Source organism: Vibrio sp. MOR3 (genome assembly GCF_001557775.1).
Classification (GTDB): Bacteria; Pseudomonadota; Gammaproteobacteria; order Enterobacterales; family Vibrionaceae; genus Vibrio; species Vibrio jasicida.
This window is the reverse complement of record NZ_LNRD01000018.1, coordinates 70,743-95,503: the sequence shown is the minus strand read 5'-3', so window position 1 is coordinate 95,503 and position 24,761 is coordinate 70,743. Positions and strand designations below refer to the sequence as shown.

General features: G+C 45.9%; 6 protein-coding genes. 2 read left to right on the top strand and 4 right to left on the bottom strand.

What is annotated here, in order from left to right:
• Positions 1-50 precede the first annotated feature (50 nt).
• Positions 51-11,306, top strand: coding sequence for a tandem-95 repeat protein (locus ATB76_RS23755; protein ID WP_179946851.1), 11,256 nt, complete (start codon positions 51-53; stop codon positions 11,304-11,306).
• Between the two features lie 82 nt (positions 11,307-11,388).
• Here ATB76_RS23755 and ATB76_RS23750 read toward each other — a convergent pair whose 3' ends face one another.
• Positions 11,389-12,012, bottom strand: coding sequence for an OmpA family protein (locus ATB76_RS23750; protein WP_038873742.1), 624 nt, complete (start codon positions 12,010-12,012; stop codon positions 11,389-11,391).
• A gap of 1 nt (position 12,013) precedes the next feature.
• Positions 12,014-13,330 carry a TolC family outer membrane protein gene (locus tag ATB76_RS23745; RefSeq protein WP_039976834.1) on the bottom strand — a complete coding sequence of 439 codons (1,317 nt, stop codon included), beginning with the start codon at positions 13,328-13,330 and terminating at the stop codon, positions 12,014-12,016.
• Between the two features lie 393 nt (positions 13,331-13,723).
• Here ATB76_RS23745 and ATB76_RS23740 point away from each other — a divergent pair, with 393 nt between their 5' ends.
• Positions 13,724-21,862: a Calx-beta domain-containing protein gene (locus ATB76_RS23740; protein WP_179946850.1), complete on the top strand. Its 8,139-nt coding sequence runs from the start codon at positions 13,724-13,726 to the stop codon at positions 21,860-21,862.
• A gap of 67 nt (positions 21,863-21,929) precedes the next feature.
• Here ATB76_RS23740 and ATB76_RS23735 read toward each other — a convergent pair whose 3' ends face one another.
• Both ATB76_RS23735 and ATB76_RS23730 read right to left on the bottom strand, forming a co-directional pair.
• On the bottom strand, positions 21,930-23,123 hold the full coding sequence (locus tag ATB76_RS23735; RefSeq protein ID WP_038881960.1) for a class I SAM-dependent methyltransferase: 1,194 nt from the start codon (positions 23,121-23,123) through the stop codon (positions 21,930-21,932).
• A 186-nt stretch (positions 23,124-23,309) separates the two neighbouring features.
• Positions 23,310-24,713 (bottom strand): methyl-accepting chemotaxis protein, encoded by a 1,404-nt coding sequence (locus ATB76_RS23730; protein ID WP_038873042.1) that lies wholly within the window; start codon positions 24,711-24,713, stop codon positions 23,310-23,312.
• Between the last annotated feature and the right edge of the window lie 48 nt (positions 24,714-24,761).

The following is a 24,761-nucleotide window of genomic DNA, read 5'->3' as shown; positions in this document are numbered from 1 at the left end:
ATGGTTCTGAAGAGCTTACTTTTACAGCCACAGATCCAAGTGGTTTGGAAGTGAGTCAGAAAGTTGATTTCACAGTCAATGCCGTTGCCGATATTGTCGCTGATAGTGCAGATATCGTTGAAGATACGCCAACAATTTTGGATGTGTTAGACAACGATAGCTTCGAAGACCAATCACCAGTTGTATCCGTAGAAGCGGGCAATGGCCCATTAAATGGCAGTGTGGTTGTGAACGATGATGGCACCATTATCTACACACCAGACCAAGATTACAACGGTGCTGATGAGTTCACTTATACAGTTACCTCCGGTGGTGTCACTGAAACGACAACAGTATCTCTAAACGTTACACCAGTTAACGACAAGCCAGTGGCTGAGAATACCATTGCTGACCAAGTTCTATCTGAGGACTTTACGCCTTATACCATCGAATTAAATGACGCATTTAGCGATGTAGATAACTTAGATAGCGAACTGACGTTCAGCGTTTCTGGTAACAGTAACATTCAGGTTTCAATTGTTGATGGTATTGCGACGATCACACCAACCGCAGACTGGAACGGTTCTGAAGAATTGACGTTTACCGCGACAGACCCAAGTGGTTTGGAAGTGAGTCAGGCGGTTGATTTCACAGTCAACGCAGTTGCCGACATTGTCGCTGACAGCGCGGATATCGTTGAAGATACGCCGACTGTTTTGAATGTGTTGGGTAACGACACCTTCGAAGGTCAATCGCTAGTAGTATCAGTTGAAGCGGGCAATGGCCCTGCAAATGGCAGTGTGGTTGTTAACAACGACGGCACCATTACTTACACACCAGACCAAGATTATAACGGCGCGGATGAATTCACTTACACAGTCACTTCTGGCGGCGTCACTGAAACCACAACAGTTACGCTGAACGTTACTCCTGTAAACGACAAACCAGTGGTAGAAAACACTATTGCTGACCAAGTTCTACCTGAGGATTTTGCTGAGTACACGATTAACTTAAATGATGCATTTAGCGATGTTGACGACGCAGATAGCGAATTGACGTTTAGCGTTTCTGGGAACAGTAACATTCAAGTGTCAATTGTCGATGGTATTGCGACGATCACACCAACAGCAGACTGGAATGGTTCTGAAGAGTTAACGTTCACTGCAAAAGACCCAAGTGGTTTGGAAGTGAGTCAGACGGTTGATTTCACAGTCAACGCCGTTGCCGACATTGTCGCTGACAGCGCAGATATCGTTGAAGACACACCAACAATTTTGGATGTGTTAGACAACGATAGCTTCGAAGGTCAATCGCCAGTTGTATCAGTAGAAGCGGGCAATGGCCCTGCAAATGGTAGTGTGGTTGTTAACAACGACGGAACAATCACCTACACACCACACCAAGATTACAACGGTGCGGATGAGTTTACTTACACAGTCACCTCCGGTGGAGTCACTGAAACCACAACGGTTACGCTAAACGTTACTCCTGTTAACGACAAGCCAGCGGTAGAAAACACCATTGCCGATCAAGTTCTACCGGAAGACTTCGCTGAGTACACCATCAACTTGAATGATGCATTTAGTGATGTTGATAACTCAGATAGCGAGCTAACGTTTACTGTTTCTGGTAACAGCAACATTCAAGTATCGATTGTCGATGGCATCGCGACGATCACCCCAACCGCTGACTGGAATGGTTCTGAAGAGCTTACTTTTACAGCCACAGATCCAAGTGGTTTGGAAGTGAGTCAGACGGTTGATTTCACAGTCAACGCCGTTGCCGACATTGTCGCTGACAGCGCGAATATCGTTGAAGACACACCAACAATTTTGGATGTGTTAGACAATGATAACTTCGAAGGTCAGTCGCCAGTCGTGTCAGTAGAGGCTGGCAATGGCCCTGCGAATGGCAGTGTGGTTGTGAACAACGACGGCACGATCACTTACACACCAAACCAAGATTACAACGGTGCGGATGAGTTTACTTATACAGTCACGTCTGGTGGTGTCACTGAAACCACAACAGTTACGCTGAACGTTACTCCGGTAAACGACAAGCCAGTGGTGGGAAACACCCTTGCTGATCAAGTTCTACCGGAAGATTTTGCTGAATACAGCATCAACTTAAATGACGCATTTAGCGATGTTGACGACGCAGACAGCGATCTGACGTTTAGTGTTTCTGGTAACAGCAATATCCAAGTTTCGATTGTTAATGGTATTGCGACTATCACACCAACAGCAGATTGGAATGGTTCTGAAGAGTTAACGTTTACCGCGACAGATCCTGATGGTGAAAGCGTTAGCCAGACCGTTGAGTTCACAATCAATGCCGTTGCCGACATTGTCGCTGACAGCGCGAATATCGTTGAAGACACACCAACCATTTTGAACGTGTTAGACAACGATAGCTTCGAAGGCCAATCGCCAGTTGTATCAGTAGAAGCGGGCAATGGCCCTGCAAATGGCAGTGTGTTTGTGAACAATGACGGAACGATCACTTACACACCAAACCAAGATTACAATGGTGCGGATGAGTTCACTTACACAGTCACGTCTGGTGGTGTCACTGAAACCACAACAGTATCTCTAAACGTTACCCCAGAGAACGACAAGCCAGTGGTGGAAAACACCCTTGCAGACCAAGTTCTACCTGAGGACTTTGCTGAATACACCATTAACTTGAATGATGCCTTTAGCGATGTTGATAACGCAGATAGCGAATTGACGTTTGCCGTTTCTGGTAACAGCAATATTCAAGTATCGATTGTTGATGGTATCGCGACTATCACACCAACAGCAGACTGGAACGGTTCTGAAGAGTTAACGTTCACTGCAAAAGACCCAAGTGGTTTGGAAGTGAGTCAGACGGTTGATTTCACAGTTAACGCTGTTGCTGATATTGTCGCAGATAGTGCAGATATCGTTGAAGACACACCAACAATTTTGGATGTGTTAGACAACGATAGCTTCGAAGGTCAATCGCCAGTTGTATCAGTCGAAGCGGGCAATGGCCCTGCAAATGGCAGTGTGGTTGTTAACGATGACGGCACCATTACCTACACACCAGACCGAGATTACAACGGTGCGGATGAGTTTACTTACACAGTCACGTCTGGTGGTGTCACTGAAACCACAACGGTTACGCTAAACGTTACGCCTGTTAACGACAAGCCAGCGGTAGAAAACACCATTGCCGATCAAGTTCTACCGGAAGACTTCGCTGAGTACACCATCAACTTGAATGATGCATTTAGTGATGTTGATAACTCAGATAGCGAGCTAACGTTTACTGTTTCTGGTAACAGCAACATTCAAGTGTCAATTGTCGATGGTATCGCGACGATCACCCCAACCGCTGACTGGAATGGTTCTGAAGAGCTTACTTTTACAGCCACAGATCCAAGTGGTTTGGAAGTGAGTCAGAAAGTTGATTTCACAGTCAATGCCGTTGCCGATATTGTCGCTGATAGTGCAGATATCGTTGAAGATACGCCAACCATTTTGGATGTGTTAGACAACGATAGTTTCGAAGGACAATCACCAGTTGTTACAGTTGAATCTGGAGATGGTCCGACTAACGGCAGTGTGGTTGTGAACAACGACGGCACGATCACTTACACGCCAGACCAAGATTACAACGGCGCGGATGAGTTCACTTACACGGTTACTTCTGGCGGTGTTACTGAAACCACAACAGTTACGCTGAACGTTACTCCTGTAAACGACAAGCCACTTAACGAAGACTTTGACCATAGCGCTGACGAACTTATTACTAACGTAATTTTTGATACTGATGATAAGCCTTTGGACCAAGGCTCAGAAAGCGATCATATTTCTGACGTTGAGGATGACTTAAATGGTGATGATCTTCAGATCCGGATAACAGAGCTACCAACATCTGGCACCTTGTATTTCAAAGATGAAAATGGCGATCTTCAAGAAATTACATCGGCCGATGGCTCGTTGTACAACAAAGACAGCATCTACTACGAAGCGGATAATGTTGGATTCTTGCTTGGTATCAAAGACAGACCTAATTCTCCAAATGGAGAAGAGTCAACGACGGATTTCTACAACTGGGGTTTAAGTGCAGACGGTGGTGAGTCACACAGTCGAACCGAATATCTAGTAAATGGAGCGTCTATTGATATCTCCTCTGATAGTGGTGTGCTAGCTCAATACAACCGAGAAGTCTCACATATTGGTCATGGTATTGCTGATAACGATGGGCAAGGCATTCAGCGCGGCGAAACCATCAGCATTGATTTGTCTGAGAACCCTGTTGGCAGCGTGAATCTTGGTCTGGATGGTCTAGGAGGCTTGTTTGAGCACGGCGACAACAATGCTGCTCTTATCACGGTGACATACCTTGATGCTAACGGCACAGAGCAAACTCAAGTTATTGAGTTCTTGAAGCCAGAAGGCAACAACATGCTATTCCAGGCGACCAGTATTGGCTTCGGTAAGGATTACCCTCTACCTGAAGGGGCGGTAATTACTCAATTAGACTTCTCGACCAAAACATCTGGGAATTGGGAGTTGCGTTATGTAGAGGGCTTCCCACCTAAAGATAGTTTTGACTACGTTGTAGTTGATTCTGGTAACGCTGAAAGTGACCCTGCAACGGTTACTATTGCTAATCAGGTTCTAGACGGCAACGTGTCGGAAAACGGTCCGGATCTATCTTTAACAGGGAACACTGTTACAGAAGGAGAAGACGTTACGTTTTCTGTGGTACTGGATGAGGCGACAGAAACGGCGGTTAAGTATCCAATAACTACATTGGCTCCAGGCTCATCGGCAGATGATTCAGACGTCAACCTCTCAAATGCAACCTACACGAATGGTGTTGTTTTTGCAGGCGGCTACCTGATTGTTCCTGCCGGTGTTAGTAGCTTCGAAATCATTGTGCCGACGATTGATGATCTTGTTGTTGAAAATGACGAGACGATGAAAGTTGAAATCGGTAGCGAGTCGGGCTCATCAACAATTTTGGATAATGATAGTACGACACTTTCAGTGAGTAATGCTGGTGACGTGAGTGAAGGTTCTGACGCAGTATTCACGGTGTCGCTGTCTAACGAAGTTCAAAGTCCTGTTGTCGTCAATCTAAGTCCAAAGACAGATGGCAGCTACACCGCTGAAGATGAAGATCTTGGTAACATGACGGTGACTTATATTGACGGAGAAGGCCACGAGCAGACTCTGGATGTAAGTCCAAGTGGAGACGTTACTATTCCTGCCGGAGTTACTGATATCACGGTAACAATAACAACGACACAAGACGATGTTTACGAAGGTGCAGAATCTTTTGGTTTGGTTGTGACCGAAACTGGCGGTATTACATCAAACGGCGTGGCGAGTGGTGAGGCAGTGATAAAGGATGATGGCTCAGCTGTCGGTCCAACAACGCCTGATAACGATAAACCGCTGCTATCTATCAGCGGTGGTGGTGATATTAATGAAGGGGAAGAAGCAATATTTGTTGTTTCTTTATCTAATCAAACAGAGTCACCAGTCGTCATCAATTTGGCTACGAGCACGAGTGGCGCATATACAGCAGAAAACTCTGACATTAAAGATTTTGTCGTAACCTACAAAGACAGTGAAGGCGAAACGAAATCACTAACCGTTTCAGACAATGGTGATGTCACTATTCCTGCTGGTATTACTGCAATCGAAGTATCTGTTCCTACGACTCAGGATGATGTCTACGAAGGCTCTGAGAGCTTTGGTTTAGTCGCGACGGAGTCTGCTGGCATCACTTCAAATGGTTCTGCCGTTGGTCAAGCGAACATAAAAGATGACGGCTCTGTTGTGGGGCCGACAACACCAGATAACGACAAGCCTACGCTAATCGTAGATGGTGGCGGGAATGTCGATGAAGGTGAAAATGCAGTCTTTACGGTTTCGTTATCAAATCAAACTGAAAGTGCTGTTGTTGTTAACCTATCGGTAGAGACGGACGGAAACTATTCAGCAGAGGATAATGACCTTGGCGACTTAGTTGTGACTTATGTAGACACTAATGGCCAAACACAATCATTGAATGTTGATGGAAATGGGAATGTAACAATACCTGCGGGAATCCAGGATATCACGGTTACTGTGCCGACTAACGAAGATCATATCTACGAGGGAAATGAAACGTTTGGCCTTACTGTTACAGAAAGTAATGGGGTGACAACTAATGGTCAAGCGACTAGCCAGGCAACAATTTTAGACGCAGAGAGTGCACCAAAAGTCAGCATTGTTGCCGACCAAGACAGCGTCAACGAAGGTCAAACAGCAGGCTTTACTGTGAGCTTGGATCAAGTCGCTGATGAGAAAGTAACGGTTGAGTTCGAATACTCTGGTACGGCTCAAGATGGTACTGACTTTACTGGTGTTGCAAACATTGAAGTACCGGCAGGCCAGTCTTCTGTCGACCTCGACATCACTACGCTTACTGATGGCACTTATGAAGGTGCAGAGTCATTTACTGTCACCATTAAAGAAGACGCAACGGCTTCGACAAATAACAGTGCGAGCGTGACTATCAATGACGCTCAGCAAGCACCGAAAGTCAGCATTGTCGCTGACACTGGCTCTACCGCAGAAGGTAATGATGCGAACTTTACTGTAAGCATCGACCAGAAAGCGGATGAAGATGTCGTGGTGACATTCACAATTGGTGGTGATGTTGACAGCGATGATTACTCCGCGCCAAACACTTACACCGTGACTATTCCTGCGGGCCAAACTTCAGTCGCCCTTGATATTGAGACGCTAGATGACGGTATCTATGAAGGCGCTGAAGATCTGACAGTGACGCTTATTGGAACGAGTGGTGCAGATTCTTCGTTGAATGCGGCTTCGAAAGAGGCATCGGTTTCTATCGCAGACGCTCAGCACGCACCGGAGTTTATTTCTGACGGTGATCTTCCTGGCGATGCAGCAAACAATGATGTTTATGACTTTGGCACCGTAAATGAAAACAGTGTTAGTGGCACTGTTGTGGGTACGCTTGTTGCTGAAGATCTAGATAACGATGAACTTACTTACAGTTTTGCTGATGGAACAACAACGAACGGCCTATTTGATATCGACCCATCGACGGGGGAGGTTTCACTCAACAAGACTATTGATGATGTTGATTTAGGCGACTATACACTGCAGGTGAAGGTTGCCGATGGTACGGGTGGCGTAGACACAGCAGAGGTTAATGTTTCACTTGTAAACGTGAATGATGCACCAGAAGCTTCGCCTTCGTCAGTTACCACTCTAGAAGATTCCCAAGTCACTCTGGATTGGGAATCATTTGGCGTCACGGATGCCGACTCAGAAACATCGACGCTGTCTGTCCAAATTACGTCGCTTCCTAGCGACGGTGTACTTGAGTACAAAGATGAGCAAGGAAATTGGCAGACGGTTCAAACAGACCAAGTATTGAGTAAATCGCAGTTTGATGCCGATAGTGTACGTTTCACTCCAGAGGTAAACGAATCTGGTGATGACAGCTTCACTGGAAATGGAGTTGGTAATCAAGAAGGGAGCTATGCGCAAATTGGTTTTAAACCAACGGATGGGGAAGATACGGGGCAAGAATCTGTATTGACGATTGATGTTACCCCAGATGCAGATGCGCCGAATTTGGTTACAGTGACTCCAGGGTTATCTCTTCCTCAACAAGATTTCAACGTGACTTCTTGGACAAATGTCATTATTGGTTCTGATAACGGTCAAGGTGTTGCGGGACAAGTTTTGGTTGATGCTATTGAAGCTTTAGATTTAGAAGATGGCAGCCAATCGACCACCACCAATGTTCAGGATACCGCGTCAGGTGCAACAGCAGCGGATGAAGCCGTATTAGTGACAGCATTAGTCTCCCTAGAAGCTGGTACAAGCTACGACTTCGTAGGTACCGCTGATGATAGTTTAGCAATTAAAATTGGTGGAACACTTGTTGATGAGGCTCGCTGGGGTAATGGGAGTGGCGACATTAAAGGTGGTGAATTTGTACCTTCTGTTTCCGGCTTTTACGCAATAGAGATTTATCATCACAACCAGAGTGGGCCTGGCAATTTTAATGTAGATGTCTCTATCAATGGCCAAACGCCAGTTAATTTAAGTAACAGCAACTTGTATGTGGTGAGTGACTCAGTTGCTTTGGATGCAATCGATGCAAGAACTTCTGAGTTAAAAGAAGTGGACGGCGTTCAGTTCTATGAGACGTATGAAGTCAATGAAGGGTTGCAAGATACCGCTATTCCAATTTCAGAAATTCGAGCAAGTCTGACTGATACTGATGGCTCTGAATCACTTGCAGTGACATTAAAAGGTTTGCCAATTGGGGCGGTGCTCTCTGATGGAGTGAATTCTATTACGGTAGCGACAGTGAACGAAGCACTGGATGTTACAGGATGGTCACTTGACTCTTTGACGGTGACACCACCAGCGGGATCGCACGATGACTTTACCATTACGGTAACGGCGACAAGTACAGAAAGCTCGAATGGTGATACTGAAGACTCACATGCCACGATTAATGTCGTCGTGCATGAAAATCTAGCGACAAACACAACTAGTGATGTTGGCATCACGAATGAAGATGTGTCGCTACAGGGTAATGTTTTATTGAATGATACTGATGGCGATAATGTCCTATTGGTCGACCATATTACCGTTAACAATACAGACTACGCTGTTGGTGAAACGGTCTCGTTAGATAGTGGTTCATTGGTGGTAAACCAAGACGGTAGCTACAAGTTCGAACCGGTTGAACATTGGTCTGGTGATGTTCCATCGATTACATACACCACGAACACCGGCGCAACAGAGACATTGGATATTGAGGTCGTTGCTGTCGCAGACGCGCCAAAAGTTACGATTTCAGTTGGCGATATTTCAAAGAACGATGCGGTTGATTCAAACCACAGCCTAGTTACATCAGCGATTGATAGTACCAAACCCCAGAATGCATCAGTTGCTGCTGGGTTGGGGCTAGACAGTGTTTATCAAGAAGACAATCCACCAGCAAACGTAATGCTCGGCAATAATAACGACATTTCAGATACAGATAGTCTGTTTGTTGGTACCGATTACAACGATACCTTCTATGGTGGTGGCGGTGACGATGTCTTTGTTGGAGGTGGGCAGAATGACTCATTCTATGGTGATGATGCTTCAACCATCACGGAACACGATGGGACAGATACGGTTTACTTAACAGGTAACTTTAGTGACTACGAGTTTACCTTCAAGAATAACCACGGTGGTGATGTTCCATACTGGATCTTCTTGGATAACCGCTCCATCGATTCGGTTAATGACAATACAGGACAAGAAGACCGTGGAGATCACTTATATGAGATCGAGCGTGTCGTCTTTGCCGACAAAGTAGTAGAACTTAACCCTGACGGGACTTATCAGATACTGCAAGATCGTTGGATTCCTATCGATATTAATGTCGATTTAGTCGACGCTGATGGCAGCGAGAGCTTGAACCAAACTGTTCTCATCGACGGCTTACCGTCGGGCGTAGAGCTATACGTAAATGACCTGATAGTTACTCCAGAGCTCAATGGCAGTTACCTTGTCAATATCGATAGTCAAGGCCACGCATCGTTGGAGATTAAAGTACCATTCGATTATGAAGGCAGCTTTGATTTTCCTATGAGTGTTACCGCAACGTCTGTAGAAGCATCAAATAATGATGCCGCAACGACAACGGAATCGGTTGACATTACTGCTCGTGAGTTTGAGCTTAAGTCAGGTTCGCACGGAGATGACACGATCAAAGGTAATGCCGACAATGACCTCATTGTTGGTGATGTCCAAGGTTTAGAAATCATCGCAGGACAGGATTACAACATTGCGTTTGTGCTTGATACGTCTGGCAGCATGGGCAGCTGGGTTGGTAGTGCAAAAGATGAAGTTCTGGACGTTTTTGACGAGCTACTTGCATCCGTTAACCAAGGTGTTGAGCCCGGTACGGTAAACATATTGCTTTCTGAGTTTGCTACTGGGGCGACGAAGGTGATTGAAGTGGATCTGAGTTCTGCAACTGCAAGAACTGATTTTGTCGAGGAACTCAATGAGATCGGTGATTACGGTAGTGGTAATACGAACTATGAATCTGGTTTGCAATCGGCAGTCGATTGGTTTGGTACTCAGCCAAACGTCAATGGAGAAAATATCACATACTTTATTACCGACGGTCAGCCAAATACATACGATAACCTCGACAATATAAAGCGTCCTGAATTCTCTAAAGTCATACTTGATGTGGGTGACGATGGGCAGCTTGTTACGTTGCAAGATGTGGTTAATGATAACAGCTACAGCTTTGGTCAAACCGTTAGTTACAAAGGTAACGTCTTAATCAACAGTGATGGGCATCTTTTCTCTCCTCAAACGGGGCAGAAAATCGGTGATATAGACCGTAAGAATGGAATCCTTGAATACGATGACAGAGGTGGAAGTTCCGTTCAGGCTCAGCATATGTATCAAGTTCTAGCTCTCCTTTCGAGTGTGGAGGCAATCGGTCTGGGAAGCGGCGTATCGGAAAGCATACTGCAACAATACGACACCGATGGCGTTGTCGAATCAGAAATTGATGTTACGAAACTTGCAGAAACGATACTTGGTCAAGATGTTCCATTGAAACAAGGTTCGGATATCATCCGCGGTGGAGAGGGTGATGACATCCTTCTTGGTGACTTGATCGAGTTTGGTGGCAATGAACAGGGAATCAGTGCAATTCAATCCCATGTCGCACAAGAAACTGGTCAAGATATTTCTAAAGTTGATGCCGAAGCTATTCATACTTATGTGAAAGATCATATCGATGAATTTAATCAAAACCACCAAGGAGATAAAGCAGATTCACTCTATGGAGAACAAGGTGACGACATCTTATTTGGTCACGGCGGGAACGATATCTTGGTCGGTGGCGAAGGGGACGACATCCTTATAGGTGGTTCTGGTGATGATATCTTTAAACTTGTCGATGAAGGTTCCGGAATTCGAGATGGTGAGATTGATACGATCACAGACTTCACTAAAGGCGAAGATAAGATTGATATTTCTGATTTGCTTCATACTGATAATTCAGACTCTATTGATTCACTACTTGCGAACAATGAGATTGGGTTGGAAGCCGATGGAGAGAACCTGATCCTAACGATTTCAGAATCGGATGGTTCATCTAGCCAGAAACTCGTGATTGAGGGAGGCTCAAGTCAGTACGGTGAATACCTTAACGATGGCGTATTATCCCCAATAGATGGCAGTGCAATCTTGAATGATCTGCTTAAGATCAACGATTTATCTAGTAACTAGGTAAACCGTAAGGCAGCGCTATCAATCAAAAAGGTCTAGTAAACACTAGACCTTTTTAGTTTATGTGAGCGTATGGGCTTAGCTAGCTTTTAGGAAGAGTGGTGAAAATGGTCCATTCTTTCTTCACTTCTCCTTTGTATCCGACGACGGTAGCGGTGACTCGTCGGTTAAGCGCATGACTTGTTTCATCCGTGCCAGTAGACGCCAGAATCGTATCTCCGTAGCCGACAATGGTTACTCGGTTCGGTGATATGCCATTTTGAAGCAAGATTCTTCTTACATTTTCAGCTCGGCGTTTGGATAAGTCTAAGTTATGTTGCGAAGTCCCTGTTCGGCTCGCATATCCTTGAAGTTCAATAGAAGTGCTTGGGTATTCTTTTAAGAACTCAGATAACTCACGGAGCTGTTGTGAAAAGATAGGATTGATTTCGTCTGAATCGTTCGCAAACAAGACTCGAATTTGCATTTCTTGGGACGTTTTTAAGAATTCCCCACATCCATCATTATCGATTTCTGAACCAATCGGTGTACCAGGACACAAATCTCGAGCATTGATGACACCATCTCGATCATCATCGATCAGGTCGGCAATTTGATTGGCGGTGGGTGTTTCAATGTACTCGTATTCATCGCCCGTTTCGGTATTAGAATTAGAACTGCACGCTGAAATCAAACACGCCATGAAAAAAATAGGTATTACTCTCATATTAATACTCCACTTTCTCTAGCCACTCTTGCGGAATATCGACGCGCAAAGAGTTGAGCAGTTGTCCTGTAGCATTCATTACGCGGTATTTTGCGTATTGCTCGGCGTATTTTGAATCCAGATAATCCTTACGTGCTTCGAAAAGTTCATTCTCAGTGTTGAGCAAATCCAAGAGAGTTCGTTTGCCAATGCGGTATTGCTTTTCGTAGGCAATTACGGTCTCTGCTGCGGAGTCTACGTGATCAGATAAGAATTCTTTTTGCTGCAAGGTTAAATCTAAAGCACTCCAAGAAAGTCGTAACCCTTCTTCTATATTCTTGTATGCGGACGCGCGTAAATCTTTCGCCTTGTTTAATTGGTAGGCGAAATTTTCTGAGTTTGCCGCATCGCTGCCTCCGTTATAAAGGTTGTATCTTAAACGCAACATTGCGAGTGTTTCGTCACTTCGACCTTCAATACCATCTGCATCATCTCGCCAAGTTTGTGAAGCTTCGATAGAGACAGTAGGGAGGTTAACCCCTTTGGATTGCTTGTACTGGAACTTAGCTGAGTCGACATCAGCAACCGCTACTTTCACCACTGGGTGTTCCTCAAAAGCGATTCCTACAGCTTCATCGACAGTATATGGAATGAAGTTCTCATCAGCTCTAGGGAAAATTAGGCCTTGTGGGGATTGACCCACTAACCGAGTAAACATGGTATGTGTGTCATAGAGGTTGTTTTGTGCAGCAGCAAGATTGCCGTGCGCTTTTGCTAAACGTGCTTCTACCTGCGTCAAATCTGCAGTGGAACCGATACCGGAGTTCACACGCTTTTTAATATCTGAGTAAATGCGTTTGTGCACCGCTAGATTGTTTTCAGACAAGGTCAAAATTTCATAGGCTTTCACCGCATCTAAATAAACTTTTGTCACCTCTAGCGCTTTGTCCGATGCATCAGCAAGGAGTTGATAACGCAGTGACTCTGCGTCTGCCGCAGTTCGATCGATGTCGTTCAGAGTTGCAGACCCATCCCAGATAAGTTGGGTTAAGGTCACGGCCGCTTCTTTACGGGTTAAGTCGGTTTGTCCACGTCCGACACTCTCGGCTGGATCAATTCCCTCGTAACCAATACCAGCGTCCAAATCAATTTGTGGTAAATATGCGCCTGATGAAGCGTCGTTAACGTAACGACTACTTGTGAATTCGTTAAATGCAGCTTTCAAATCAGGGTTTGTTTTCAGCGTTAAGGCTACAGCCTGTTCTAACGTTTGACCGAAAATAGGAAATGACACTATTAGGCAACTGCAGCACGCTATGCTTAGTCGGCTCCACTTCACGGCGATTCTCCCAGAAAAATCCATACAATTTGCCGCTCTCACAAATGAGATTCAACGACATTAAACAGCGGTTGAATGCATTATTTATCAACTCACTGTTATCCCTAGGCTTTTGAGGTTAATTCTCAGCCTGACCCCTTATAACACCGTAGCACATATGACTAAGTTTGCTTATGTTTTAAGCGAAATTCCTCAAAAAAAATCCTGATTTTTTAAGGTCATAGCGCTTTTGAACCGTTTGGCTTGATCGATCTTCACTTGTCCCGCCCCTAGGAAAGTAAAGCTCTGAGAACCGTGTAGGTAAGCAAAATTTGCGATTATTTTGACTAAACTATAGTCGTAAATGATGAGGTGACAAACTTTTGACGCAGCACGATGCGAGTCGAGGTAACTATGAATAATGCAACCTTACGCTCATTATTGGGCCAGACAGTGGTTATCGGTTTAGACGGTAATTTAAGAGAGTTGGAACAGGGCGAAGCTCCGGCTCAAGGTGAAGTGCTAGTCTCTGATTTATCGAATGAATCTACGCCTAACGTGCGGATTGTGACTCAGGAAAGTCAGGAGCCTATAGAAATTACAGACGACGTTGCGAGAGTTGTAGAGGCGATAGCACAAGGTGATGACCCAACACTGTTAGGAACAGAATTTGAACCAGCAGCGGGTGAGAGTGAGGGTTCGAGTCCTCAGGCGAGTGGCGTAATCGATCGGACTGGTGCTGAAAGTCTTGCTGCGACTGATTTCGAAACAGTAGGGTTGGCCTCTCTTGGCCTTTCACAGACACAGATCTTAACCTTGTTAGAGTTGTATTTTAGTGGTTTTGTCTCACAACCGAGTCAAATTGCTGACGTCATCATACAGGACATATCAAGTCCAACGGTAAGCGAAGGTGAAGATGTAAACTTTGATGTCACTCTTGATGGGCCAACAAGCGAAGAAACCGAGTTAGTGTTTTCTTTGGATGATGGCAGTGCGTCAGGTGGACAAGAAGACAGTGGCGTTGACTTCCTCAATAACATCGTGACGATTACTTTTGAAGATGGCACAGAGCAGCAAGCGAGCGTCGATGAAAATGGTGATTTCATTATTGTTGTACCAAGTGAGACGACCACTTTTACTGTCACTGTACAAACGTTTAATGATGAACTTTTAGAAGGTGATGAAACTTTCACTCTCAGTGGTTCAACGCCAAATCAACAAGCCCCTGTCACTGGCACAGCAACCATCAGCGATGATGGGGATGGTCCGGGAGAGAATCCTGATGATGATCGCCCTACTGTGCTTTCTATCTCAGATGTCACCGTTAATGAGGGAGAGCCTGCGGTTTTTGAGGTCGTCTTAAGCAATCAAAGTGAATCTGAAACGTCTGTCACTCTTACACTTGCCGACGGCAGTGCAACAGGAGGGAGTGACTTCGATAACACATCTGTTTTGGTTACCTTCTCAGACGGTACATCGCAATCTGTAAGCGTTGCAGAGGACGGTTCTTTCACAGTGATGGTTCCTGCAAATGATACTGACTTTTCTATCACGGTCGTAACGAACAATGATGAAATACTTGAAGGGGATGAAACGTTTACGCTCACTGCAAGTACACCTACTCAAGAAGAGCCCGCAGAAGGAACAGCAACCGTAAGCGATGATGGTGATGGTCCTGGTCAAAATCCAGACGATGATCGACCTAATGTTGCATCTATTACGGATGCAACGGTAAATGAGGGCGAGGCGGCTACGCTTGTCGTAAATCTCAGTAACCCGAGTACAACAAACACCGTAGTTACCATGCAACTTGCAGGTGATACTGCGACAAGTGATGTGGATTTTTCGGACACAACCGTCACGATCACGTTTTCAGATAATACCAGCGAAGTCGTGTTACTGAATCCAGACGGTACGTTTGAGGTAAATGTACCCGAAAACACAACGACTTTCAGTGTTACGGTCGATACCTTCGATGACGATATTTTGGAAGGTGCGGAGACTTTCACGCTGACTGGTACAACATCGACACAAAGCACACCAGCACAAGGCACGGGTACCATTGTTGATGACGGTAGCGGCCCGGGACCTGATCCAGATGATGACCGTCCAGTTGTTGCTTCAATTAGCAACGCGACAGTCAACGAAGGTGATCCGGCAACGTTAGACGTTACCCTGAGCAATCCAAGCACGACCGACACAGTTGTGAGTATGACGCTTGCTGATGGTACTGCTGACGGTGGCGTGGATTACTCCGATACCTCAGTCACCATCACTTATGCGGACAATTCAACACAAGTGGTGGCTGTAAATCCAGATGGTACGTTTGACGTTACTGTGCCTGCGAATGACACGACTTACAGTGTTACTGTGAACACCACCGATGACGATGTTTTTGAAGGACCTGAAACCTTTACGCTGACTGGTTCTACGTCAACTCAAAATACTCCTGTCCAAGGTGCCGGTACGATTGTCGATGATGGTAGCGGTCCGGGCCCAGATCCTGATGACGACCGTCCAGTCGTCGCGTCAATTAGCAGCGCGGCAGTTAATGAAGGTGATCCTGCCACATTAGATGTCACACTAAGCAATCCGAGTACGACGGACACAGTTGTGAGCATGACACTCGCTGATGGTACAGCAGGTGGTGGCGTTGATTACACTGAGACCTCAGTAACTATTACTTATGCGGACAATTCAACGCAAGTGGTGGCTGTGAATCCAGATGGTACTTTTGACGTTACCGTACCGGCGAACGATACAACTTACAGCGTTACTGTAAATACTACCAATGACGATGTCTTTGAAGGCCCTGAAACCTTCACATTGTCAGGTTCCACTTCAACTCAAAATACTCCAGCACAAGGCACGGGTACCATTGTTGATGATGGTAGTGGCCCGGGACCTGAGCCAGATGACGACCGTCCAGTTGTCGCTTCAATTAGCAACGCAACAGTCAATGAAGGTGATCCTGCCACATTAGATGTCACGTTAAGTAACCCAAGTACGACGGACACAGTTGTGAGCATGACACTTGCTGATGGCACTGCCGATGGTGGCGTGGACTACACAGACACCTCGGTCACTATCACTTATGCAGACAACTCAACCCAAGTGGTGGCTGTAAATCCGGATGGTACATTCGATGTGACTGTTCCAGCTAATAACACCACTTACAGTGTTATCGTTAATACGACCGATGATGATGTCTTTGAAGGACCCGAAACCTTCACACTGTCAGGCGCTACCTTAACTCAAAATACCCCAGCGCAAGGCACAGGTACGATTGTCGATGATGGTAGCGGCCCGGGACCTGATCCAGATGATGACCGTCCAGTTGTTGCTTCAATTAGCAACGCGACAGTCAATGAAGGTGATCCTGCCACATTAGATGTCACGTTAAGTAACCCAAGTGCGACAGATACAGTTGTAAGCATGACGCTTGCTGATGGCACAGCAGATGGTGGTGTGGACTACACAGACACCTTTGTGACGATCACTTATGCAGATAACTCAACCCAAGTTGTGGCTGTAAATCCGGATGGCACATTTGACGTAACTGTTCCTGCGAATGACACGACTTATAGCGTCACCGTTAGTACTACCGGTGATGATGTCTTTGAAGGTCCAGAGACTTTCACGTTGTCAGGTTCTACGTCAACTCAAAATACCCCAGCACAAGGCACGGGTACCATTGTCGATGACGGTAGCGGCCCGGGACCTGATCCAGATGATGACCGTCCAGTTGTTGCTTCAATTAGCAACGCGACAGTCAATGAAGGTAACCCAGCGACATTAGATGTCACACTAAGCAATCCAAGCACGACCGATACAGTTGTGAGCATGACACTCGCTGATGGTACTGCCGACGGAGGTGTGGACTACACAGACACCTCAGTGACTATCACTTATGCAGATAACTCAACGCAAGTGGTGGCTGTGAATCCAGATGGTACTTTTGATGTTACCGTACCGGCGAACGATACAACTTACAGCGTTACTGTAAATACTACCAATGACGATGTCTTTGAAGGTCCTGAAACCTTTACATTGTCAGGTTCTACGTCAACTCAAAATACCCCAGCACAAGGCACGGGTACCATTGTCGATGACGGTAGCGGCCCGGGACCTGATCCAGATGATGACCGTCCAGTTGTTGCTTCAATTAGCAACGCGACAGTCAATGAAGGTGATCCTGCCACATTAGATGTCACCATGAGCAATCCGAGTACGACGGACACAGTTGTGAGCATGACACTTGCTGATGGCACAGCAGATGGTGGCGTGGATTATACCGACACGTCAGTCACCATCACTTATGCGGACAATTCAACGCAAGTGGTCGCAGTAAATCCGGATGGTACGTTCGATGTGACTGTTCCTGCGAATGACACGACTTACAGTGTTACTGTGAACACCACCGATGACGATGTTTTTGAAGGACCTGAAACCTTTACGCTGACTGGTTCTACGTCAACTCAAAATACTCCTGTCCAAGGTACCGGTACGATTGTTGATGACGGTAGCGGCCCGGGACCTGAGCCAGATGACGACCGTCCAGTTGTTGCTTCAATTAGCAACGCGACAGTCAATGAAGGTGATCCTGCGACATTAGATGTCACACTAAGCAATCCAAGCACGACCGACACAGTTGTCAGCATGACACTTGCTGATGGCACTGCCGACGGTGGTGTGGATTACACCGATACCTCAGTCACCATCACTTATGCGGATAACTCAACCCAAGTGGTGGCTGTGAGCCCAGATGGTACGTTCGATGTTACTGTACCTGCGAACGACACCTCTTACAGCGTTACTGTGAATACTACCAATGACGATGTCTTCGAAGGTCCTGAGACCTTCACATTGTCTGGCGCAACATCGACTCAAAATACTCCAGCACAAGGCACGGGGACCATTGTTGATGATGGTACTGGCCCAGGTCCTGAGCCAGATGACGACCATCCAGTTGTTGCTGCAATTAGCAGCGCGACAGTCAATGAAGGTGATCCTGCCACATTAAATGTCACGTTAAGCAATCCGAGTACGACAGATACTGTTGTGAGTATGACACTCGCTGATGGTACAGCAGATGGTGGCGTTGATTACACTGAGACCTCAGCAACTATTACTTATGCGGACAATTCAACGCAAGTGGTGGCTGTGAATCCAGATGGTACTTTTGACGTTACCGTACCGGCGAACGATACAACTTACAGCGTTACTGTAAACACCATCAATGATACTGTCTTTGAGAGTTCTGAAAACTTCACGCTTGATGGTGCAACCTCTATCCAAAATACGCCAGTGCAAGGTACTGGTACGATTTTAGATAACGACGCGCCTCCGGCCATCGGCAATGTGGTTGATGCGATTGTTTCTGAAGAAGGGTTACCTGATGGTATCGCCGATACTATGGGAACTCCTTCAGACTCCACGAACTCGGCGAGCTTTGTTGGCTCATTCACAGTCAGTGACCCTGATACGACGAACGTGAGTGTTGTACTTTCCGGACCAAATGGATTGGCATCTGGAGGTGAACCTGTTACTTGGTCTTGGAACGCCAATACTCAAACACTCACCGCATCAACGGCAAGTATTGCCAGTGTAGCAACAGTCGTGTTGACAGAACCAAATGCCGCAGGGCAAGGAACATGGGGTTACACCATCACACTCTTAGAGCCACTCGATCATCCAGTTAATGACGTCGAAGATTTGATCGACTTTGATGTGCAGATCTCAGTGAGTGATGGTCAAACCACGAGCTCCCAAAGTATGAACGTGGTTGTCGAGGATGACTGTCCACATGTTCCAACGTCTTCTCAAGCCGTAGATGTGTCGCTGGCAGATATCCCGGAAATCCTCACCGGCAATATTAGTTTTGTTGGTAATGAATCCGATGCATTCAGCCGAACTTTCGGAGATGTCGAAGTGACTGCCTTGGGATTTTTGTCTAATGAGTCTACCGATCTTGGCGCCGCAGAGATTAATCAAACTTCATCAGGTATTGGTGTGAAAAGTGTCGGTAATAACGGTTATCCGCTTGCTAATGAGGTGGATTATCGTTTTGCCAATGATACCGGTGTCTCAGAACAACTGATCATCGACTTGGGCGATAAGATTGCCTTTGGTGCTGAGATCGAATTCGAGAAAATGTTTGGTGGTGAGTTAGAAGAAGGTCTTGCATCTTTCTATCGAGATGGTGTTTTGATCGCACAGCAAGCCTTTAACTCTGATGCGGCAAGTGGTGATTATGCGGCTAACTTCAGTGTTCAACAGGGTGGTTTTGATAAGGTTATTCTTGAAGCCACAGGTAATGGTAACGGGTCAAACACCGCAGACAACAGTGACTTTACCGTCAAATCTATCACCTTTACTGGGGCTGACTCCGCCATTCCAATTGCAACAGCAGAGGGGAATTTAGGCGCACTCTATGGTGCTGATGGCCCAGGAAGTATCGTTCTTAATGGTGCAGAGAGTGGTCTAGAAACGCTTGATGGCGAGGCTATCAGTGTTGCGATTGATCCTCAAAACCCAAACAGGTTAGTCGGTGAAGCGAACGGCGAGTTGGCGTTTGAAGTTCAATTAACGCCAAGTACCGGGAAGTGGGAATTCTTCCAGTACGTACCTCTGACTTCTCCAAGTGGTGATGGTGATATCGACTTCAGTTACACGATTACCGATAACGATGGTGACAGTAAAACGGGGAATTTTGCGGTTAATCCATATGCGCCTCCGATTGTTGAAGGCGTCACGCTTAATGTTTCTGAAGAAGGTTTGGGTAATGCCATTGCCGATGACTTCGCGCTGAATGGTTTTATGGACACTACAGACTCAACGTTAGATATGGATCAGTTAACACTTGGTCAAACGGTTGACTCTATCGCACTGAATGTCCCAACTGCGAACCTAACCAGTAACGGTGAGGCAATCACATGGACCTTGTCCAACAACGACCAATTGCTTGTTGGTTCAGCGGATGGAGAAGAGGTCATTAAGATTTCGGTTAGTGATACGGGGGCAATCTCTACTGAACTTCTTGGCCCAGTAGATCATCCAGATACTTCTGGCGAGGACTCTTTAAACATTGAGGTGCCTGTCGTTGTTTCGAATGCTCTTGGGTTGACGAATTCCGCGGTAGCAAATGTTGTTATTGAAGATGATTCACCTGATTCGACATCCATTGTTCATGATGTGGTCGCGGAAACAAAAGAGAGCGCTAACGTTCAATTGATCATGGATGTTTCAGGCTCGATGCGTACGGGTAATCGACTTCAAATAATGAAGGACTCGGCAACTCAGTTATTAAATCAGTACGAATCGATTGGCCAAACTCGGGTTCAAATAATCAAATACAGTGGTTCGGCAACAACGTACGCTATTGCTGGGGCAACATGGTTAACCGTAGATGAAGCGAAAGCGTACATTGATACGCTTAGTGCTGGCGGTGCAACCAATTACAATCGCGCAATTAATGAAGCGAAGGACTCTTGGGATGATGCGGGTAAATTACCTAGTGCATCAAACGTGAGCTACTTCTTATCTGATGGTCAACCAAATCCAGCCTCATCATTCATCAACGATGCTCGTGAGAACAGTTGGATAGATCACTTGACCGATTCTGATAATAAGATCACGGCGCTGGCTTATGGTATGGGTGTGAACCTGATGCCTGATCAGTTAGACCGTGTTGCTTACGATGGTTTCTTAAACCAAGACCTTGATGGTGTAGTCGTGCCTGACGTTACTCAGCTGCCTCCAGTTATGTTGCAGTCCGTGATTCAACCTGTTGGTGGTAACCTCATGTACACCACATCACCGGATACAGGTATTGGTGCAGATGGCGGTTACATCAGCGAAATAGAACATGACGGTGTCACTTATTCATTTGACGGTACAGACTTGACGGTTGTAGACAACAACAACGACATCTCACATGCGTTTGACGATATCACGAAGTTGCTCACTATCTACATCGACAGTAAGCACTCGTTGGAAGTCGATTTGGATGATGGCGCATATGCCTTCTATGGTGCGGTAGGCGACACAGTAGAAACGTTAGACTTCGATTACGTACTGACCGATAACGATGGTGACCAATCTGAAAATACACTTCAGTTTGTGATTGACGAAAATGGTGGCGTAAACGCGGCGAGCGGTGGTATTGCGAACATCATCGAAGCGGAAGTGGATGTAAGCCATGACATTTTAATAGGTAATGACAACGAAGCGGACATATTTAGATGGGTTAATGACTCACTAGATTCCGGCACGGACTTGGTGCGTGGCTTTGAACGAGACCTCGACACTCTAGATCTAAACCAAGTTGTTGAAGATGCAGGGCATAACACCATTGAAGAGCTGCTCAATAGTATCGACCTAAATGTGGACGGCGAAGATCTATCGCTTGAAATCACCCACAACGAGGGTAATTCCATCCAAACGATCGTCATTGAAAAAGGAGCTTCCGAGTTTAGCGACTTGATCATCGGAAATATGGACTTTGAAAGAGATGTCTTATCGGCTCTCACGAAAGTTTATTTAGATTCATAATAAAAAAGGGCCAACAGGCCCTTTTTCTTTGTTTCAATTCTTTATCGTTGGCTATGACTAAGCCCGATTATAGGACCTTACACGCAAAACCTTTTAGGTAGAAACCTTCTGGGTAAGCCGTGTCCGTTGGGTGATCGGCAGCTTGCTCAAAACGCTCTACGAACTTAACTTGGCGGTTTGCATCTACTGCGGCGTCAGCAATGATTTTTTGGAACAGAACTTGGTCCATTAAGCCTGAGCAAGAGTAGGTCAGTAGTGTGCCACCTGGGTTTAGAATTTGCATCGCCAACATGTTGATGTCTTTGTAGCCACGACATGCACCGTTTAGCTGTGCTTTGCTTTCTGCAAACTTTGGTGGGTCCATGATAACAACATCGAACTTCGTACCTTGGTCACGGTATTCGCGTAGCAGTTTGAACACGTCAGCGTTTAGGAACACAGCGCGTTTTTTCGAGATGTCAAACTCGTTCAGTTCTGCGTTGAACTTCGCTGTGTCTAGAGCAGGTTGCGACACGTCCGCATTGATAACGCGTTTTGCGCCGCCTTTTAGTGCGTACAGACCAAAACCGCCGGTGTACGAGAAACAGTTCAGAACTTCTTTGTCTTTCACGTACTTCATCGCTTGTTGGCGGCTGTCACGTTGGTCTAGGTAGAAACCCGTTTTATGACCACCAACGATGTCTACGCTGATTTTTACGCCGTTCTCTTCAATCACCACTGATTTTGGTGGCTCTTCACCGTGCAGTACGCCAGTGGTTTCTTTCAAACCTTCTTTCTTACGTACCGCGACGTCTGAACGCTCGTAAACGTTGCAGTCAGGGAAACACTCAACCAAAGCATCAACAATCACTTGCTTGTTGTATTCTGCGCCCGCACTTAGAAGCTGACACACAAAGAAGTTTTGGTAACGGTCGATAGTAACGCCAGGCATACCATCAGATTCTGCCGCGATAAGACGGTAGCCAGTTAGGCCATCGCGTTCGATAATGTCTTCACGAAGAAGCTGAGCGTTGTTGAAGCGCTTAACGAAGAAGGCTTTGTTGATTTCTTCTTTTTCAAAACTCCAGATGCGAGCACGAATTTGAGACTCTGGTGAGTACGCTGCTTTAGCTAGCCATTTTCCGTCGTGAGTGAATACATCAACGGTTTCGCCGAGCGCTGGTTCGCCCTCAACTTTACTGATGCCTCGAGAGAAGATCCAAGGGTGCTTGCGCTTAACCGATTTCTCACGACCTTTTACCAAATAGATAGCAGCTGTCATTTCTTTAGCTCTTGTTGAATTTTGAAAGGGGCGTATTGTCCGGGATGTTGCCCGCAAAAGCAATATCCATCGACAATCCAATCATTTGTAGAGGCTTTAATTATAAACTGATGAGTGGAGTAACGGATGGGTTTTCCAGACACAAAAAAGGGCCACCGAAGTGACCCTAGTTATTCGTTTTAGCGATTACGCTTTTAAGCCAGTCAGTAGCGACTCCATGGTGTCACTTTGAGCTCGAAGCTGCTCAACGTTTTGCGACGTTGTGCTGATCATCGTACATACATTGTTTGCTTGTATGCGAATCTCTTCAACGCTTGATGCGATATTGTCTGCCACGACACCTTGCTCCTCAGCTGCTGTCGCAATTTGAATGCTGCTGTCTGAGATAGTTTGGTTCTTGTCTGCTAGTGAGCCGATTTCGTGGTTCACTTCAGCCATCAGAGTTTGGCCTTCGTTCGCATTGTGAACCGTTACTTCCATCAGTTTAGTCAGTGATTGGCTGTTACGTTGTAGCGCTTCAATCATTGCTTGAATCTCAACTGTCGCTTGTTGAGTGCGGCCTGCAAGAGCACGAACTTCATCAGCAACAACCGCAAAGCCACGACCTTGTTCGCCTGCACGAGCCGCTTCAATTGCAGCGTTCAAGGCGAGTAGGTTAGTTTGCTCAGAGATACCGTTGATGGTTGTGACCACTTCATCAATCTGCGCTGCGTTTGCATCTAGCTCTTCAACCGCTTGAGATGCCGATTGGATCTCAGTAGAAAGGTTCGAGATAGAGTGAAGGGTATTTTCCACTTTCACCTGACCTGATTGCGCGACGCTGCGAGCATCATCAGTTTGTGTGCTTGAGTCATGAGCCAGCGTTGCCACTTCACGAATCGTGGAAGCCATCTGCTCTGTTGCACTTGCTAGTGAGTTAAGGTGCTCTTGTTGGGTATTAGAGATCTCAGAGCTGTTGTGAATCGAAAGGTTAAGGTCAGAGCTGATTTGCTGCATCAGCGCTACGGATTCTTGAATCGACTGAACCATCTTTTGTTCGCGATCCGCTACTTTGTCGATAGTAATCGCGATTTCGCTGAACTCATCACGAACACGGAAGAAATTCATACGCGCGGTTAGATCACCATCTGCCAGCGTGTTGAGCGCTTTGTTCATCGTAAACATCGCACCACCGATGAAAGTCATGATGTAGTAAACACCCATCGCCATGATGAATAGAGTCACAAGAATAATACTGACTTGCGTTGTAGAAAGTGCGGTCCATAAAGACTGCTCATGGTTTGCTACAAGGCTAAATGCGCCATTCAGCACGGACACGGAATCTGGACCAGTACCAAAGGTAATGGTGTCTGAGCCAGCAATAAGGTTTGCAACTTGAGATTGCGAAAGGTTACCAGCCTCGATTAGCCCTTTCATCAGCATTAATTCTTCCTGATACAAACCAGAAATCATGGAGTCAGCAGCACTGTTTAAGACTAAAGTGAGAATGACCAATGCAAGAAGAGGAAGAAAGAAGAGTAAATAGAACTTTTCTTGAATTTTTAAATGGATGAGATACTTATCAATCCAACGGAAGGGAATTTCTTTCATAATTATTATAACCATATAAAAACCCACTATCCTTAGTGGGGTAAATAG

Bases quoted from the DNA above. Each gene is read 5' to 3' on its own strand.
- ATB76_RS23730 (WP_038873042.1), bottom strand. From the start codon at position 24,713: ATGAAAGAAATTCCCTTCCGTTGGATTGATAAGTATCTCATCCATTTA.
- ATB76_RS23740 (WP_179946850.1), top strand. From the start codon at position 13,724: ATGAATAATGCAACCTTACGCTCATTATTGGGCCAGACAGTGGTTATC.
- ATB76_RS23735 (WP_038881960.1), bottom strand. From the start codon at position 23,123: ATGACAGCTGCTATCTATTTGGTAAAAGGTCGTGAGAAATCGGTTAAG.
- ATB76_RS23750 (WP_038873742.1), bottom strand. From the start codon at position 12,012: ATGAGAGTAATACCTATTTTTTTCATGGCGTGTTTGATTTCAGCGTGC.